At 64.8% G+C, this 15,445-nt stretch carries 14 protein-coding genes; 12 read left to right on the forward strand and 2 right to left on the reverse strand.

Annotated elements, in window-relative coordinates; all coding sequences use genetic code 11:
* The first annotated feature begins 8 nt into the window (after window positions 1-8).
* Entirely contained in the window at window positions 9-794 is a 786-nt protein-coding gene (locus tag NKH90_RS19085; RefSeq protein ID WP_352501044.1) for a L,D-transpeptidase, read from the forward strand.
* 146 nt (window positions 795-940) lie between these two features.
* On the opposite strand, the gene NKH90_RS19090 is transcribed toward NKH90_RS19085, so the two are convergent.
* Window positions 941-2,419 (reverse strand): esterase-like activity of phytase family protein, encoded by a 1,479-nt coding sequence (locus tag NKH90_RS19090; RefSeq protein WP_352820399.1) that lies wholly within the window; start codon window positions 2,417-2,419, stop codon window positions 941-943.
* Window positions 2,420-2,667: 248 nt separating this feature from the next.
* Between NKH90_RS19090 and NKH90_RS19095 the strand changes: the two genes are divergently transcribed.
* The 6 genes from NKH90_RS19095 to NKH90_RS19120 are packed head-to-tail and all read left to right on the forward strand — an operon-like array spanning window position 2,668 to window position 9,155.
* Complete coding sequence (locus NKH90_RS19095; RefSeq protein WP_352820401.1) at window positions 2,668-3,657, forward strand: TIM barrel protein; 990 nt, start codon at window positions 2,668-2,670, stop codon at window positions 3,655-3,657.
* Between the two features lie 41 nt (window positions 3,658-3,698).
* Window positions 3,699-4,757, forward strand: coding sequence for a sugar ABC transporter substrate-binding protein (locus tag NKH90_RS19100; RefSeq protein WP_352820403.1), 1,059 nt, complete (start codon window positions 3,699-3,701; stop codon window positions 4,755-4,757).
* 56 nt (window positions 4,758-4,813) lie between these two features.
* Complete coding sequence (locus tag NKH90_RS19105; RefSeq protein WP_352820404.1) at window positions 4,814-6,340, forward strand: sugar ABC transporter ATP-binding protein; 1,527 nt, start codon at window positions 4,814-4,816, stop codon at window positions 6,338-6,340.
* Between the two features lie 16 nt (window positions 6,341-6,356).
* On the forward strand, window positions 6,357-7,334 hold the full coding sequence (locus tag NKH90_RS19110) for an ABC transporter permease (protein WP_352456543.1): 978 nt from the start codon (window positions 6,357-6,359) through the stop codon (window positions 7,332-7,334).
* On the forward strand, window positions 7,331-8,206 hold the full coding sequence (locus tag NKH90_RS19115; RefSeq protein WP_023721163.1) for a MurR/RpiR family transcriptional regulator: 876 nt from the start codon (window positions 7,331-7,333) through the stop codon (window positions 8,204-8,206). The genes NKH90_RS19110 and NKH90_RS19115 overlap by 4 nt, the downstream gene beginning before the upstream one ends.
* A gap of 31 nt (window positions 8,207-8,237) precedes the next feature.
* Window positions 8,238-9,155 (forward strand): ribokinase, encoded by a 918-nt coding sequence (locus NKH90_RS19120; protein ID WP_352820405.1) that lies wholly within the window; start codon window positions 8,238-8,240, stop codon window positions 9,153-9,155.
* 10 nt (window positions 9,156-9,165) lie between these two features.
* Here the strand turns inward: NKH90_RS19120 and NKH90_RS19125 are convergent, their stop codons facing one another.
* Entirely contained in the window at window positions 9,166-10,191 is a 1,026-nt protein-coding gene (locus NKH90_RS19125) for a LacI family DNA-binding transcriptional regulator (RefSeq protein ID WP_352820407.1), read from the reverse strand.
* Window positions 10,192-10,387: 196 nt separating this feature from the next.
* On the opposite strand from NKH90_RS19125, the gene NKH90_RS19130 reads away from it, so the two are divergent.
* From NKH90_RS19130 to NKH90_RS19150, 5 genes are all read left to right on the forward strand, one after another.
* A complete protein-coding gene (locus tag NKH90_RS19130) occupies window positions 10,388-11,422 on the forward strand; it encodes a Gfo/Idh/MocA family protein (protein ID WP_352820409.1) in 1,035 nt (344 codons plus the stop codon).
* Entirely contained in the window at window positions 11,422-12,327 is a 906-nt protein-coding gene (locus tag NKH90_RS19135) for a sugar phosphate isomerase/epimerase family protein (protein ID WP_352768044.1), read from the forward strand. The genes NKH90_RS19130 and NKH90_RS19135 overlap by 1 nt, the downstream gene beginning before the upstream one ends.
* A gap of 165 nt (window positions 12,328-12,492) precedes the next feature.
* On the forward strand, window positions 12,493-13,506 hold the full coding sequence (locus NKH90_RS19140; RefSeq protein ID WP_352820411.1) for a substrate-binding domain-containing protein: 1,014 nt from the start codon (window positions 12,493-12,495) through the stop codon (window positions 13,504-13,506).
* 87 nt (window positions 13,507-13,593) lie between these two features.
* Window positions 13,594-14,391 carry an ATP-binding cassette domain-containing protein gene (locus NKH90_RS19145; protein ID WP_352614309.1) on the forward strand — a complete coding sequence of 266 codons (798 nt, stop codon included), beginning with the start codon at window positions 13,594-13,596 and terminating at the stop codon, window positions 14,389-14,391.
* Entirely contained in the window at window positions 14,388-15,437 is a 1,050-nt protein-coding gene (locus NKH90_RS19150; RefSeq protein ID WP_352820413.1) for an ABC transporter permease, read from the forward strand. The genes NKH90_RS19145 and NKH90_RS19150 overlap by 4 nt, the downstream gene beginning before the upstream one ends.
* Window positions 15,438-15,445: the final 8 nt, after the last annotated feature.

Raw genomic sequence — 15,445 nt, forward strand, 5'->3', positions numbered from 1 at the left:
GGGGGCTCATGTCCGATATTCCGTTGTTTTTTGAGCGCCTGAACCGGCGCGCCTTTCTTGGTGCATCCGCTCTGGGCGCGGCCTCCGTGGCTCTTTCGTCGTGCACTACGACGGACGTGGCGGCGCCGGTGCCCGCGGCACCAAGCGATCCGGCTTTCGGCGATGCCGCAAGCATGTATGCCGCGCGCATGGACGAGGGCTATCAGCTGCCGGCAATCCCGGTAGCCAAGGTCGATCCGAAATTCGTGCGGCAAATCGTGGCCGACCCGACTGGAGAAAAACCCGGCACGATCGTCGTCGATACTTCCGAGCACTTCCTCTATCTGGTGCGCGACGGCGGCAAGGCAATTCGCTATGGCGTCAGCCTCGGCAAGGCCGGTTTCGGATGGACCGGCAGCGCCGTGGTACAGGCGAGGAAGAAGTGGCCGGTTTGGACGCCGCCGCCGGAAATGATCCAACGCCGGCCGGAACTGGCGAAATACAAGGACGGCATGCCGCCCGGCCCGCAGAGCCCGCTTGGTGCCCGCGCGCTGTATCTCTTCCGTGACGGCAAGGACACGATGTATAGGCTGCACGGCACGCCGGAGTGGGATTCCATTGGGAAGAACGCTTCCTCCGGCTGTGTGCGCTTCATGAATCAGGACATTATCGACCTCTACAGCCGCGTCGACGGCGTCGCGCCGGTCTTCGTGCGCCCGAACCTGTCGGCCGCCGGGAAGATCGCCGCCGTGTCGAACAGGACGGCCGAGCCGATCGATGCCGGCGTGCCAAAGGACGCGGAGATGTTGAGGTAAGTGCCTTCGACTGGATCGTCAGTCGCAGGTTTTGCAACGCACCAGGACACCGTCCTTGCGCGGGCGAGCCGCAACTGAAGGGCACGACCGCTCAATCGCGCCAGCTCAGGCGGACGCGTTCCGCGCGTCCGCCTGTATGGGTGCCGCTACTTCTTGGCGAGGCCTGGGAGCGTGACCTGATAGACCAGGAACATGGTGTCGACATCGGCGCCATCCTCGGCCTTGTAGGCCGCGCCTACCTGGAAGCCGTCCTGCGTGAGGAAGTCATTGTCATTGGCGACGAACAGGAAATAGTCGTCGGGCAGTGTCGGATCGAGGACGCTCACCACCGACATCGCCTCCCACTTCTCCGAAAGGTTGTTGCGGTCGTTGGGCGCGCCATTGTGCAGCCCGAAGCGGCCGAGCTCGGTCTTGTCGTTGATGTCGATGAGCGGCGTCAGCTTGGCCGGCGTCACCGATGGATCGAGCTCACCCTTGGGCGCCAGCGGCTTGTCCTTGTCGAATTCTGTGCCGGCGACATCGGTTGCCGCAGACACATCGACGACGCTGATCTCGCGGTGGAGCGAGGTGTCGCCCTTCAGCCCCTGGCCATTGCCGCTGTCGCGCGCCAGCATCAGGAAGGTCTTGTCCGACAGCGCCACGATTTCGCTCTGCGCGGCGATCTTGGTTTTGCCCTTGGCATCGGTGAACACCGGCAGCGGCACGACATATTCATGCGCGAGCTTGAGCTGGCCGGGATCCGAGGCATCGTAGACCAGCGCGCGCGTGTTCTGACGCGTCGAGGCGGAATCGCCGCCATCCTGCCTTGGGGCCGACTGCAGCACGGCAATCAGGAACTTCCCGTCCGGCGTCAGCGCCATGCCTTCGAGGCCCTGGTTGTTCTGACGGCCGGTTTCGGGATCCTTCGGATCTGGGTCTGCCGCACCAGGTCCCGGATTGTTGGAAGCAAAGTTTGGCGTCCCGCGACGCATCGGGACAAGCGCCGCCGGCGGCTGCGTTGCCGACATCAGACGCCCATCGGCGGAGAAGCGGTAGATGTTCGGACCGTATTCGTCCGAGATGAACATCGTGCCGTCGGGCAGCCGTGCGATCGCTTCGTCATCGAGCGCGAGCTTGCCGTTGGCTTCGGGCAGGATCGGCATGTCGTCGGTCGCGGCACGCACGCCGTTGAGCGGATCGAGGCCGGTTGCGTCGGCGCCCTTGTCGTCGGTCAAAAGCACGGTGTCGGCAAGCGTCGCCTTGAGGCCCGATTGTTCCTGGCCGGTGGCCGGTGCCGCACCCGGCGCGATCGGCGCGAACTCGAGGGCGATCGTGTTGAGGCGCGGACGGTAATCGGTGGTGCCGACGACATTGTAGCCGCGATCCGGCAGCAGCCACAGCGAGCCCTTGTAGCCATCGGCGCCACGCGTCCAGCCGGCAGCGTCGATCGACATACCCGAGCCCGAGCCAAACGTCTCGCCGAACTTGTCCTTCTGGCTGGCCGGGATGCGGCCGACACCGACCAGGCCCTTGTTGACGAAGCTGACGCCGCCGACGGTCGCGGCGTTTTCAGCCAAGGCCGGGGTCAAGGCGGTGAACATCGCCAGCGCGACGGCGAGGGACGCGGTTCGGTGCAGGTTTTTCATGGATATCCTCTTTTGAGACAAAGCTGCCGGGATCTGAAAAAGCGCCGCGTGGCATCGAGGATGCCGCGAAAGCCTTCGGAGAAGCGATCTAGGACGCGAACATGATACTTGCGTGACAGTGCCGCGCTTGCTTGTCCCCCATGGTCGCAACTGGCCTGGGTATGGCGAATTCGTCGTCGCCGAGCGAGCAATTAACGACTTTACAAATAATCGTTATAATGTAAAATTATGACAATGAAAGGTCCCCGATGACTGCCTATCGTTTCGCCACCCGCCTCAATTCCTTTGCCTCGCGGCCACAGTCCGAGTGGCCCGATCTTGTCGGCAAACCGTCCATGCTGCAAATGGCGGCACGTGCGGCGAAGGTTGCGGAGTTGACCGATCTCGACCTCAACTTCCCCGACCATGTCGATGAAAAGCCTGCGGAAATAGCGCGCAAACTCGGCGATATCGGGCTTTCCATCAATGGTTTCGCCATGCGCTACTATTCCAATCCGGCTTTCAAGCTCGGCGCCTTCACCAACCCGGATCCTGCCATTCGCCGCGAAGCCATCGACCTGACCAAGGCCGGCATCGACGCCACGCGCGAGGCGGGCGCCAGCCTGATGACCTTGTGGCTCGGGCAGGATGGCTTCGACTATGCCTTCCAGGTGGACTACGCAGCGCTCTGGCAACACGAAATCGATGGCATTCGTGAAGTTGCGGCGCATGATCCGGGCTGCCAAATCAGCCTTGAATACAAACCCAACGAGCCGCGCTCCTACAGCCTGATGCCAGATGCGGCGACTACATTGCTGGCGATCCGCGAGATCGGCCTGCCAAATCTCGGCGTGACGCTCGATTTCGCCCATGTGCTCTATGCCGACGAGCAGCCGGCCTTTGCCGCAGCACTCGTGGCGCGACACAGCAAGCTGCTCGGCGTGCATCTCAACGACGGCTACGCCAAGCGCGACGACGGCCTGATGGTCGGGGCCGTGCATACGCTGCAGACGATCGAGCTGCTCAGGCAGATCCGTCGAGACGGCTATGCCGGCGCCATCTACTTCGACACGTTCCCCGACATGACCGGGCTCGACCCGGTCCACGAATGCGAAGTCAACATCGCGACTGTCAAGCGCATGCTGCGCTTCGTCGATCGGCTGGAAAAGGACAATCGCCTGTCCACTGCCGTCGACCGTCAGGACGCGGTCGCCTCGCAGGCCATCATCCAGGAAGCCATGCTCGGGCCGGCCAGCTGAGGCCGGCGGCATAGACCGTTTTTCAACAAGGGAGGAAGATCATGAAATTTCTACTTGCCACCGCTGCCGCTGCCCTGATGGCGCTGTCCATCGGCTCGGCTTTTTCCGCGGACCTCGCGCCGCTCAATTCCGACACCGAGAAGGATCGCATCGACTGGTCGCAGCTCGAGGCCAGGTTCGGGGCGTTCCCCAAGTTGCCCGAGGGTACCAAGGCGGGTGCGGTCTCCAAGACGCTGACCAATGAATACTGGCGCTCGCTGGGGGAGGGCTACAAGTCGTTCGGCGACCGCACCGGCGTGCCCGTCGTCTACCAGGCAGCGCAGAGCGAGGGCGACCAGCTCGGTCAGCTCACCATCGCCGAAGGCCTGGTCACACAGGGCTACAACGTGCTGCTCGTCTCGCCGCAGACCGACTCCAACCTGCAGCCGATCATGGAACAGGCCAAGGCGGCCAACGTGCCGGTGGTCAACGTCAACGACGCGGTCATCCCGCAGGCCGAGCATTATGTCGGTAATGTCCAGCGCGACAACGGCGTGCGCGTCGCCAAATGGTTCATCAAGAACCGGCCGGACGGCGGCAAGGTCGCCATCGTCGAAGGCCAGGCCGGCGTCTACGCCGCCGTCCAGCGCACCGATGGTTTCAAGACAACGATCACCGAGGCCGGCAAGTTCGACGTCGTCGCCAGCGTCCCCGGTAACTGGGATCGCCAGACCTCCTACGACGCGGCCACCAACATCCTGCAACAGCACCCCGACCTGATCGGCTTCTATGCCAACAATGACGGCATGGCGCTGGGCATCGTCGAGGCGGTCAAGGCTGCCGGGCTGCAGGACAAGGTTGCGGTCTTCGGCACCGACGGCATCTCCGACGCCTATGCCTCGATCCGCGCCGGCGAGCTGACCGGCACCGTCGATTCATTCCCGGTGCTGACCGGCGAGGTGGCGCTGGAATCTGCGCTGCGGCTGGTGGCCGGGCAGAAGCTGCCGCGCGTCGTTGCCACGCCGCAGGCGCTGATCACCAAGGACAATGCCGACCGTTACTCCGGCGGCGGCGATGCCGTGCGCAAGGCGCTGCTCGAGGACGCGGCAGCGGGCCAGTAGAGCAGGGCCGGCAGGTGCCGGCCTTGGGTCGGCACCTTGCCTGGAGAACCGAAGCAATGTCAGCGCGGCTGCAATTCGAGGGCATTTCCAAAGAGTTTCCGGCTGTGCGGGCGCTGAGCGAAGTGTCGTTTTCGGTCGGCGCCGGCGAGATCCATGGCCTGCTCGGTGAAAACGGCGCCGGCAAATCGACGCTGCTGCGCATACTGTCAGGCGTCTACCGACCGACGGCGGGAAGCGTGCTGATCGACGGCAAGCCGGTGATGCTGAACAATCCGGTCGCCGCACGCGCAGCCGGCGTGGCGATGATCCATCAGGAATTACAGCAGGTGCCACGCCTCAGCGTCGCCCAGAACATGTTCCTCGGCCATCCGTTGACGCGCGGCGGCGTCTTCGTCGCACGGCGCGAGCAGGAGAGCCGCGCTGCGGAAGCGCTGGCCGCCATCGACCCGACCATCGATCCGGCAGCCCCGCTTGGCAGCCTGAAGGTGGCGCAGCGGCAGATCGTCGAGATCGCGCGGGCGCTGCTCGACCGCGCCAGAATCGTGGCGATGGACGAGCCGACGTCGAGCCTCACGCCGAGCGAGTTCGAACGGCTGGCGGAAGTTATTGCCGGTCTGGCACGCGACGGTGTCGCGGTCGTCTATGTCTCGCACAAGCTGGACGAGGTGTTCGGCATCTGCCAGCGCGCAACCATCATGCGCGACGGCGTTGTGGTCGAAACCGTCGATCTTGCAAAGGTGTCGGAAAGGGCCGTCGTTTCGATGATGGTCGGCCGCGAGCTTGCCCAGGAACAACACCGCTCGCATGCTTCCCCCGAGATCAGGCTGAGCGTGCGTGGCCTCGCCTCGGCAACCAAGGTCCGTGACGTTTCGTTCGACCTGCATCGCGGCGAGGTGTTGGGCATTGCCGGCCTGGTCGGGTCGGGCCGCACCGAGCTGCTGCGGCTGCTGGCCGGCGCCGACCGGACCTCATCAGGCGCAATAGAGATCGACGGCAAGGCGGTAAAGCTTTCCAGTCCGCGCGACGCGATCGCGGCCGGAATCGGCCTGGTGCCGGAGGAGCGCAAGCGCGAAGGCATCGTGCCGTTGCGGTCGATCTCCAGCAACATGGCGCTGGCCTCGATGGGCGTGTTCGCGCCGCGCGGCGTCATCGATCACAAAAGGCTGAAACGGGTCGCGGCCGAGAAGATGAAGCGGGTCAATCTCAGGCCGTTCCTGCTCGACCGGCCAATTCGGCTGTTCAGCGGCGGCAACCAGCAGAAAGCGATCATCGGCCGCTGGCTGGCGGCGGGAACGCGGATCCTTCTGTTCGACGAGCCGACGCGCGGCATCGATGTCGGCGCCAAGGCGGAGATCTACCACCTGATCGAGGAACTCGCCGCCGAAGGCCATTCGGTAATCGTCGTGTCGTCCGAACTCCCCGAGGTGATCCGGCTCGCCGACCGCGTGCTGGTCATGCGCGACGGCACGGTCGCCGCCGAACTGGGCCGCGCAAGTCTCAGCGAACAGGCGATCGCCGCGTACGCCATACCCCAAACGGAGATTGAGGCCGGCAAGGCGCAAGGCCATCGGGCCGGTGCATAACGGACAGGACCAGCCGATGACCGATATAACCCAACACACAGCAGCGCGCCCAAGGGCAGATTTCCTGCACCGGTTTTCCGTGCGCGACGCCGGCACGCTGATCGGCCTGGTGGTGATCCTCGCCGTCTTCGGGGCGCTGGTCCCCGGCTTCTTTGCCGAGCGTAACCTGATCAACATCCTGCAGCAATCGAGCATCAATGCGTGCCTGGCGTTGGGCATGACGCTGGTCATCATCTCGGGCGGCATCGACCTGTCCGTCGGGCCGACGGCAGCCCTTTCGGCGGTCATCTCGGCCTCGATGCTGGTTGCCGGAGTGCCGTTTCCGCTGGCCATCGCCGCTGGCTTCGCCATCGGCCTCGCCTGCGGACTGCTCAACGGCGTGCTGGTTGCCTATGTCGGGCTGCAGCCCTTCATCGTCACGCTGGGAACGCTCAGCACCTACCGGGCGCTGGCGCTGATCTATACCGGCGGCAATCCGGTGCTTGGCCTGCCTGCCGGCTTCCGTGCTATCTTCAACGGCTCGCTGTTCGGATTGCCGTTGGCGGTCATCATCGTGGCCGTGGTCGCGCTGATTGCCTGGATCATCCTCAAGAAGACGCCGTTTGGCGAATATCTGCTCGCCGTCGGCGGCAATGAGGAGGCGGCCTACATAGCCGGCGTGCCGATCGCCCGCACCAAGATCGCCGCCTATATGATCTCGGGCCTGCTGGCAGCGCTTGCAGCGCAGATCCTGATCGGCCGGCTGGGTGCGGCCGAACCCATTCTCGGCAATCTCTGGGAGCTCGACGCCATAGCAGCGGCGGCGATCGGCGGCGCCTCGCTGATGGGCGGCAAGGGCAGCGTCGTCGGCACCATCCTGGGTGCCGTCATCCTTGGCAGCATGCGCAACGGCCTGACGCTGATGAACGTGCAGTCCTTCTATCAGCTCCTGGCAACTGGCCTTATAATCCTCGCCGCGATGCTTATCGATCGCGTGACGAGGGGACGTGGATGACCTTGACCGGGCTGGACCTGAAAGCAGTAGGACCGCGCATTCGCATGATGATGCCGCATCTGACGCCGCTCGAGGCGAAGGTGGTTGAAACCGTCTTCGGACGGCGCGGCTTCGACGAGACCATACCGCTCAAGCAGATCGCCGAGGAGGCCGGTGTGTCGGAGGCGATGGTGGTCAAGATCGCCAAGAAGCTGGGTTTTTCCGGCTATCGCGACTTTCGCACGGCGGTCTATGAATACAGCCGCCTGCCGACCGCCGAGATGCATCAGGAGCTGTCGGTGGACGACAGTTCGGCCGAGATCGTGCAGAAGGTGTTCCGCACCTCTATCCAGGCGCTGGAGGAGACGCTCGCCATCCTCGACATGGACGATTTCGACCGTGCCGCCGATCTGCTTTACCGCGCCAGGAACCGCGATTTCTACGGCGTCGGCGGTTCGGCGCAGATCGCACGCGACGTCTCGCACAAATTCCTGCGCATCGGCATCCGCACCTCTGTCTACGACGATTCGCACATGATGCTGATGTCGGCCTCGCTGCTCGGCGCCGACGACATCGCCGTCGGCTTCTCGCATTCAGGCAACACGAGCGCTGTTATCGACGCCATCCAACTTGCGCGCAAAAGCGGCGCGCGCACGCTGGCCATCACCAACTATGACAACTCGCCATTGGCAGCCGTCGCCGACATCGTGCTTTGCTCGACCGCCCAAGGCTCGCCGTTGATGGGTGAGAACGCAGCCGCGCGCATTGCCCAGCTCAACATTCTCGACGCGCTGTTCGTCGCGGTCGCGCAACGCGACTACCAGGCGGCGGAGCGCAATCTCGGCCGCACCATGTCTGCCGTGACGTCGAAACGGAAAGACAAGAACTCATGAAAGGCAAGCGGCTCATGAAGGTGTGGGGCACATGACGGCTCCTCGGCCGCTGGTGACCGTATTCGGCAGCCTGCATTACGATATCATGGTCGAAGCCCCCGATCGCCCACGCAAGGGCGAAACGGTCACCGGCCATGCCTGGCATCCGAAATGCGGCGGCAAGGGCAGCAACCAGGCGGTGTCGGCAGCGCGGGCCGGCGTGCGTGCGGCGATGATCGGAGCTGTCGGCGACGATGATTTCGGCCGCGCGCTTCTCGACAATCTCGATCGCAACGGCGTCGACCAGCGCTTCGTGGGAGTGGCTTCGGGCGCCGGCTCGGGCATGAGCGTAGCGATTTTCGACGACAGCGGCGACTATGGCGCGGTGATCGTCTCGGGCAGCAATCTCACTCTCGGCGAAAAGGACATTATTGAGGCGGCCGAGTTGATCGCGCAAACGGTGGTTCTGCTGCTGCAAAACGAGGTACCGGAAGCCGCCAACATTGCCGCGGCGCGAGCGGTGAAGGCGCATGGCGGCCGCGTGGTTCTCAATGCGGCGCCGGCGCGAAAGCTGACAGCCGAACTGATCGCGCTGACCGACATCGTCATCGTCAACGCCATCGAGGCGGAGTTCCTGGCCGGCGTTTCGGTCGTCGACACGCTCGAGGGTGCTGCGAAGGCGGCCAACATGCTCGTCGGTTTCTATCCGGCTGCAATCGTCACGGCCGGCGGCGAGGGCGTTGCCTATTGCGACCGCGACGGCCAGGCATTCGCCTTGCCGGCGATGCCGGTGGAGGTGGTCAGCACCCACGGTGCCGGTGATGAATTCGTCGGCGCCTTTGCGGGGTGGCTTGCGCGTGGAGCGCCCGTCGAGGCGGCACTTGCCGCCGCCAATACCGCCGCTGCCTCGCTGGTCGCAACGCCGGAGCGCGAGCGCGGGGGTCTTGATCAATCTGAGCCTGCTCAGTGACCGCCGCGATTCAATCGCTGTCGCGCGCGATCAGTTCCAGTGGCCAGACTTCACGGATGATGCGTGCGCCTTCGGCGCCGGCGTAAGCCGGGATCGATGCCAGCAGCATTTCGGCCAACCGCTCGCCCATCGGCTCGAGCGCCGGGCGGAAGCCGGTCAGCGCCGGCGAAAAATAGCGGCAGAGCGGGGTGTCGACGATGACGATCACCGCAACGTCGTGGCCGGGCCTGATGCCCGCCTCGGCCAGAGCCTTGCAGCCGCCAAGCGCCATCGCGTCGTTGTTGAAGATGATGGCCGTCGGCGGGTCCTGGGAGCGCATGACCTTCGGCGTCACCGCGTAGCCGCCGGCCTCGTTGATGAAGCCGTCGGCGATCAACTCGGGGTCGAATTCGATGCCGTGCCGCCGCAACGCCTTGCGATAGCCGGCGAGGAACAGATAGCCGAAATTGAGGTCGAGCGACGGGCGGATGGCGGCGATGCGGCGATGACCGCGCGCGACGAGACGATCGACCGCGTCAGCCCCGGCTTTTTCGAAATCGAGGTCGAGCGAGGGATAGGCATCGCCGCCGGAGCGGCTGCGGCCGAGCGTCGCGAACGGGAAACCGGCCTGGGTCAAATAGTCGATGCGCTCGTCCTCGCGCCGCGTCCAGGCCAGCACCACCGCATCGGCCCGCCGCGTCTCGACGACACGGCGCAGGCGCTCCTGCTGATAGTCGCCCGGCGCGCCCATCACTACGATCAGGTCGAGGCCGCTTTCGGCGAGCTTGGCCTGCAACCCGGTCAGGAACGGAATGAAGAACGGCTCGCCATATTCCTGGTCGCCCGGATGCGGCTGCAGCATGAAGGCGATCGAATGGGTAGCGCCGCGCCGCAGGCTGCGGCCGGACTGGTTCGGTGAATAGTTCAGCTTCTTGGCCGCATCGAGCACGCGCTGACGCGTGTCGGCATTGACGTCGGCGCGGCCGTTGAGCGCGCGCGACACCGTGCCGATGGAAATATTCAGGTGACGTGCAAGGTCGTGAATACTGGACGCCAAAGGACAGTTCTCCCCCTTGCTTGGCTAGCACCGGCTGCTCTCCGGGCCAAGCCGACGCCACGATTTTTCACAGCCGGGCAATTGACATTCTACGCCATCGGGTGTGTTCTCGTAAACGTTTACGGAAGAACGTTTGCGGCTCTGCCGTGAACGCCGTGACGATCGGTCTGGAGGGGCCGAGAGGGAGGAGTGCTGGATGATCAATGTCGTCCTGGTCGGCTGCGGAGCGATGAGCAAGGCGTGGCTCGATGCGGCCAAGCAGATCGACGAGCTCGCCATTGTCGGCCTGGTCGATATCGACGCCGAAAGGGCGCGGGCAAGGGCGCGCGAATACGAGCTTTCGAGCGCCGTCATCGGAACCGAGCTCGACGCCGTGCTCGACCAGACCAGGCCCGACGCGGTATTCGACGTCGTGGTTCCCGCCGCCCGCCGCGAGGTGGCGCTTTCCGCCTTTGCCCACCATTGCCATCTCTTGACCGAAAAGCCGCTGGCCGACAGCCCGGACAATGCGCGTGCCATTGTCGAGGCGGCCCGCAGCGCCGGCCGCATCCATGCCGTCGTGCAGAACCGCCGCTATGTCGCCAATGTCAGGCGCATCCGGCGCTTTCTCGATTCCGGCGCCATTGGTGCGCCAACCAGCATCCACGCCGATTTCTTCGTTGCGCCGCATTTCGGCGGTTTTCGCGAAGAGATGCGCCATGTGCTGCTGCTCGATATGGCGATACACACATTCGATGCGGCCCGCTACATGGTGGCCGGCGAACCGGCCGGCGTCTATTGCCAGGAGTGGGAGCCGGCCAATTCCTGGTATCGGCAAGGGTCGTCGGCAACTGCAAGCTTCGACCTCGGCGGCGGCAAGCTGTTCACCTATGCCGGCAGCTGGTGCGCGGCCGGCTTCCGCACCAGCTGGGACAGTACATGGCGGATCGTCGCCGAGCGCGGCAGCATTGTCTGGGACGGCGCGGACGGATTGAAGGCGGAAGTCGTGCGGCCGGTCCGTGAAGGCCTGTTCGACCGCACCGAACCGATAGCCGTGCCGCCGCTCGACCCGGCAGATCGCGTCGGCGGCCATCTCGGCATCATCCAGGATTTCGTCCGCGCCGTCGAAACCGGCACCGAGCCGGAGACGCGCGGCGCCGACAACATCAAGAGCCTGGCCATGGTTTTCGCTGCGATCGAGAGCGCCGAAACCGGGCGCCGGGTCGCCATCGCTCAACAGGAAGGATCATGATGCCAAACCCGCTGCTCGACATCAGGATCGGCACCATGGTGCGCGCCAATCTGGACGACCCGGCCGCCTATGTCAGGCAGATCCTGCCGCTCGGCTTCGAGAGCATCCAGCCGTTCTTCTGGCAGACGCTGGGCGGCAAGGACATTCCGCGGCTGGCGGGCGAGATCCGCGAGGCGATCGGCGATGCCGATGTCATCGTCTCGTCGATCGGCGTGTTCGGCAATCCGCTGGAGAGCGGCGAGATCGATCGCGGCGTGCTCGAGGCGTGGGAAACGATCATCGACAACGCGCATCTGTTCGGCACCAATGTGGTCAGCGGCTTCACCGGCCGCATCCGCGGCAAGCCGCTGCCCGACAGCCTGCCGCGCTTCCGCGAGGTCTGGGGGAAGCTGGCAAAGCGGGCCGCCGACAAGGGCGTGCGCATCGCCTTCGAGAACTGCGCCATGGACGGCAACTGGGCCAGCGGCGACTGGAACATCGCCCACAATCCGGACGCCTGGGAGCTGATATTCAACGAATTGCCAAACGACAATCTCGGCCTGGAGTGGGAGCCCTGCCACCAGCTGGTCTATCTGATCGATCCGATCCCGCAGATCCGCAAATGGGCGCAGCGTATCTTCCACGTCCACGGCAAGGACGCGACGGTGCGCTGGGACGTGATCCGCGAACATGGCGTGTTCGGCCGCCTGCCGTTCGTGCAGATGCGCACCCCTGGCTTCGGCGACAGCGACTGGACGCGGGTGATCAGCGAGCTGCGGCTGGTCGGCTACAAGGGCGCCATCGACATCGAGGGCTGGCACGACCCGGTCTATCGCGGCGATCTCGAGATCACCGGCCAGGCGCGTGCGCTGGATTATCTCCAACAATGCCGGGGAGGCGCGAGCTACCTGCCGAACCCGGTGTGAGGCTAATGCATGTCGCGCAAAAGTGCCCAGCGGTTTTGCGATAACGGCATACATAAAAACAGGACAAGCCGGCGGGAGGTGCCGGCCGGCGAAAGATTGCGGCGCAATACCGAAGCGATCGTCAAAACCCCTCGGCTAGCGAGGGAACAAAGGGAGGATAAGTGCATGAGCATTACGATGAGAAGGACAGTTCTGCGCTCGACCGTCGCGGCGGCCGCGATGGCGCTCGCCGCCGCACTCTCGATCTTGCCGGCGCAGGCGCTCGATGCCCAGTGGTGTAAGGATGTCCATATCCGTTTCTTCGTCGGCGGCGCCGAGGGCGATGCCTTCGGCACGATCGTGTATAATGGTGCCAAGCAGGCGGCGGCCGATCTCGGGCCGAAGGTCGACTACATCTTTTCCCAGTGGGATGTCGAGAAGATGGTGCAGCAATTGCGCGAGGCTGTCGCGGTCAAGCCCCAAGGCATCGCCATGATGGGCCACCCGGGCGACGCCGCGATCATGCCGCTGGCCGAACAGGCGCACAAGGACGGCATCAAGATGATGTACCAGAACGTGCCGGTGCCGACGGTCACGGCGGCGTTCGGCGGCGGCTATGTCGGCGCCCAGCAGGAGCAGCAGGGCCGCGCGCTCGGCACCGAGGCGGTCAAGCTGGCCGGGCTCAAGGCCGGCGACAAGGCAATCATGATCGGCCCGTTCGAGAACGAGAGCCGCGGCGCGCGAGAACGCGGCACTGTCGCTGCCCTTAAGGAAGCGGGTGTCGAGGTCATACAGCTCTCCTCGCCGCCGAGCGGCGAATGGGCTTCCGACCCAAATCTGGCCCTTCCGGTGATCACCGCGGCACTGCTCAACAATCCCGACGTCAAGGCGGTTGGCTATCCCGGCGGCCAGATGCTGGGCAATGTGCCCACCTATATGCAGGCGGCGGGCAGGAAGCCGGGCGATATCTTCAACTTCGGCTTCGACACCAGCCCGCAGATCGTCGAGGGCTTCAAGGGCGGCTGGGTGCAGCTGACGGCCGACCAGCAGCCGTTCCTGCAAGGCTATCTGCCGATCCTCAGCCTCTGCCAGCAGGTTGTGCTGGGTCTCGCACCGATGAATGTCGACACCGGCGCCGGCTTCGTCACGCCGCAGAATTACGAGATCGTCGCCGAGCTCGCCAAGCAGGCGCTGCGCTGACCTCCCAAGCCGCCGGCCGGGATCGAGCCCGGCCGGCGGGACCGCCGGCGAAAAGGCCGGCACGCGACAATCAAGCGAGGGATCGCCATGGCCGAACGCATCATCGAACTGCGCGACATCACCAAGTCCTACGGCCAGGTCTATGCGCTGGGCGGGGTCAATCTCAGCGTCGATCGCGGCGAGGTGGTCGGCCTGATCGGCGACAATGGCGCCGGCAAGTCGACGCTGATCAAGATCCTGTCCGGCGTGGTCAAACCGACCAGCGGCGAGATTCTCGTCCGCGGCAAGCCGGTGACCGGATGGAACCCTGCGCGCTCGCGCGACGCCGGCATCGAAACGGTGTTCCAGGACCGGGCGCTCGCCGTGCAGCAGACGATCGTGCGCAATATCTTCATGGGCCGGGAGCTCACCGGCTGGCTTGGCTGGCTGAAGGTCAACAAGGAGATCGCGGAGGCGAGCCGGCTGATGCGCGAGATCGGCTTCACCTCGAAAGTGTTCACGCCACAGTCGATCGTCGGCCAGCTCTCGGGCGGCGAACGGCAGGGCGTGGCGATCGCGCGGGCCATCTATAAGAAGGCGGAGCTGATTGTCCTCGACGAACCGACGACCGCGCTATCGCTGACCGAGACCGCCAAGGTCTTCCACTTCGTGCGCCAGGTGCGGGCGAGCGGTCGCTCGATCCTGTTCATCGGCCACAACATCCACCACGTCTTCGATATCGCCGATCGCTTCGTGGTGCTGGATCGCGGCAAGGTCGCGCTCAGCGCCGACCGCAGCGAGGTCAAATCGGCCGAAGACCTGATCAATTTCATGGAAGACGTCGCCCACCCCAGCGGATTGCCGGGGTTGCACGACGCGGGCGATGCGGGGAGGGCGGCACGATGAGCAAGACCATGGAACCCGATCTGCAGAGCCCCCTCGGCGGCACGCATGGCGAAACCGCCGGGAAAGAGTGGAGACACCCGTCCGACAATTGGCTGCGCGGGTTCATCCTCGACAACCGCGCCGCGCTCGGCACGCTTGCCGTGTTCATCGTCATGATGGCGGTGTTCATGATCGCCAACCCGATCGTCTTCACCACCTGGTATCTCTACAGCTCCGTACTCACCACGCTGCCGGTGGCGCTGTTCGTGGTGGTGCCGCTGGTCTTCGTCGTCACTTGCGGCGAGATCGACCTGTCGTTTCCGGCGACGATGGGCTTTGCCTCCTGGGTGTTTGCGCTGGTCGTGCAGGCCGGCTACGACCCGTTCCTCGGCATCGCCGCCGCAATCGTCACCGGCATGCTGCTCGGCTTCCTGGTCGGCTCGCTGGTCGTCTATGGCGGGCTGTCGTCGCTGATCGCCACGCTCGGCATGAATTTCCTGCTGCGCGGCCTGATCCAGATCATCAACGAGGGCAGGTCGGCGGCACTGACCGGTCTTGCCGACAGCTGGGCCTACAAGATCTTCTCCAGCCAGCTTTATGGCATTCCGGTGCAGATCTTCTGGGCCATCGCGTTCGTCGTGCTGTCGGCGCTGCTTTACAACCGCCATCGCTTCGGCGCGCAGGTCAAGGTGGTCGGCGACAATCCCGACAGCGCCCAGCAGATGGGTATCGACGTCAAGCGCGTGCGGGTAAAAGTGTTCGTCTTCGTCGGCATCGGGGCTGCGATCGCCGGCACGTTTTCGGTGATGATCAACTTCACCTGGTGGCCGACGGCGGGGGACGGATACCTGCTGCCGGTGCTGGCATCGGTGTTCGTCGGCGGCACCCCGACCTGGGGTGGCATCGGCACCGTGGTCGGCGGCGCGATCGGCGCGGTCACGGTCTCGTTCATCCAGACCGGCGTCGTCGCGGCAGGCCTGAGCGGCTTCTATGTCCAGTTCTTCAACGGGCTGATCATCATCCTGTCGCTGCTGGGGCATAAGTGGAACCAGGCGCGGTATCGCTAGCGCCCGGC

The organism is Mesorhizobium sp. M0898 (assembly GCF_040319695.1).
Lineage (GTDB): Bacteria > Pseudomonadota > Alphaproteobacteria > Rhizobiales > Rhizobiaceae > Mesorhizobium.

Excerpts from the sequence above, each read along its gene's own strand:
- NKH90_RS19085 (WP_352501044.1), top strand. The coding sequence starts at position 9 with ATGTCCGATATTCCGTTGTTTTTTGAGCGCCTGAACCGGCGCGCCTTT.
- NKH90_RS19090 (WP_352820399.1), bottom strand. The coding sequence starts at position 2,419 with ATGAAAAACCTGCACCGAACCGCGTCCCTCGCCGTCGCGCTGGCGATG.
- NKH90_RS19095 (WP_352820401.1), top strand. The coding sequence starts at position 2,668 with ATGACTGCCTATCGTTTCGCCACCCGCCTCAATTCCTTTGCCTCGCGG.
- NKH90_RS19100 (WP_352820403.1), top strand. The coding sequence starts at position 3,699 with ATGAAATTTCTACTTGCCACCGCTGCCGCTGCCCTGATGGCGCTGTCC.
- NKH90_RS19105 (WP_352820404.1), top strand. The coding sequence starts at position 4,814 with ATGTCAGCGCGGCTGCAATTCGAGGGCATTTCCAAAGAGTTTCCGGCT.
- NKH90_RS19110 (WP_352456543.1), top strand. The coding sequence starts at position 6,357 with ATGACCGATATAACCCAACACACAGCAGCGCGCCCAAGGGCAGATTTC.
- NKH90_RS19115 (WP_023721163.1), top strand. The coding sequence starts at position 7,331 with ATGACCTTGACCGGGCTGGACCTGAAAGCAGTAGGACCGCGCATTCGC.
- NKH90_RS19120 (WP_352820405.1), top strand. The coding sequence starts at position 8,238 with ATGACGGCTCCTCGGCCGCTGGTGACCGTATTCGGCAGCCTGCATTAC.
- NKH90_RS19130 (WP_352820409.1), top strand. The coding sequence starts at position 10,388 with ATGATCAATGTCGTCCTGGTCGGCTGCGGAGCGATGAGCAAGGCGTGG.
- NKH90_RS19135 (WP_352768044.1), top strand. The coding sequence starts at position 11,422 with ATGCCAAACCCGCTGCTCGACATCAGGATCGGCACCATGGTGCGCGCC.
- NKH90_RS19140 (WP_352820411.1), top strand. The coding sequence starts at position 12,493 with ATGAGCATTACGATGAGAAGGACAGTTCTGCGCTCGACCGTCGCGGCG.
- NKH90_RS19145 (WP_352614309.1), top strand. The coding sequence starts at position 13,594 with ATGGCCGAACGCATCATCGAACTGCGCGACATCACCAAGTCCTACGGC.
- NKH90_RS19150 (WP_352820413.1), top strand. The coding sequence starts at position 14,388 with ATGAGCAAGACCATGGAACCCGATCTGCAGAGCCCCCTCGGCGGCACG.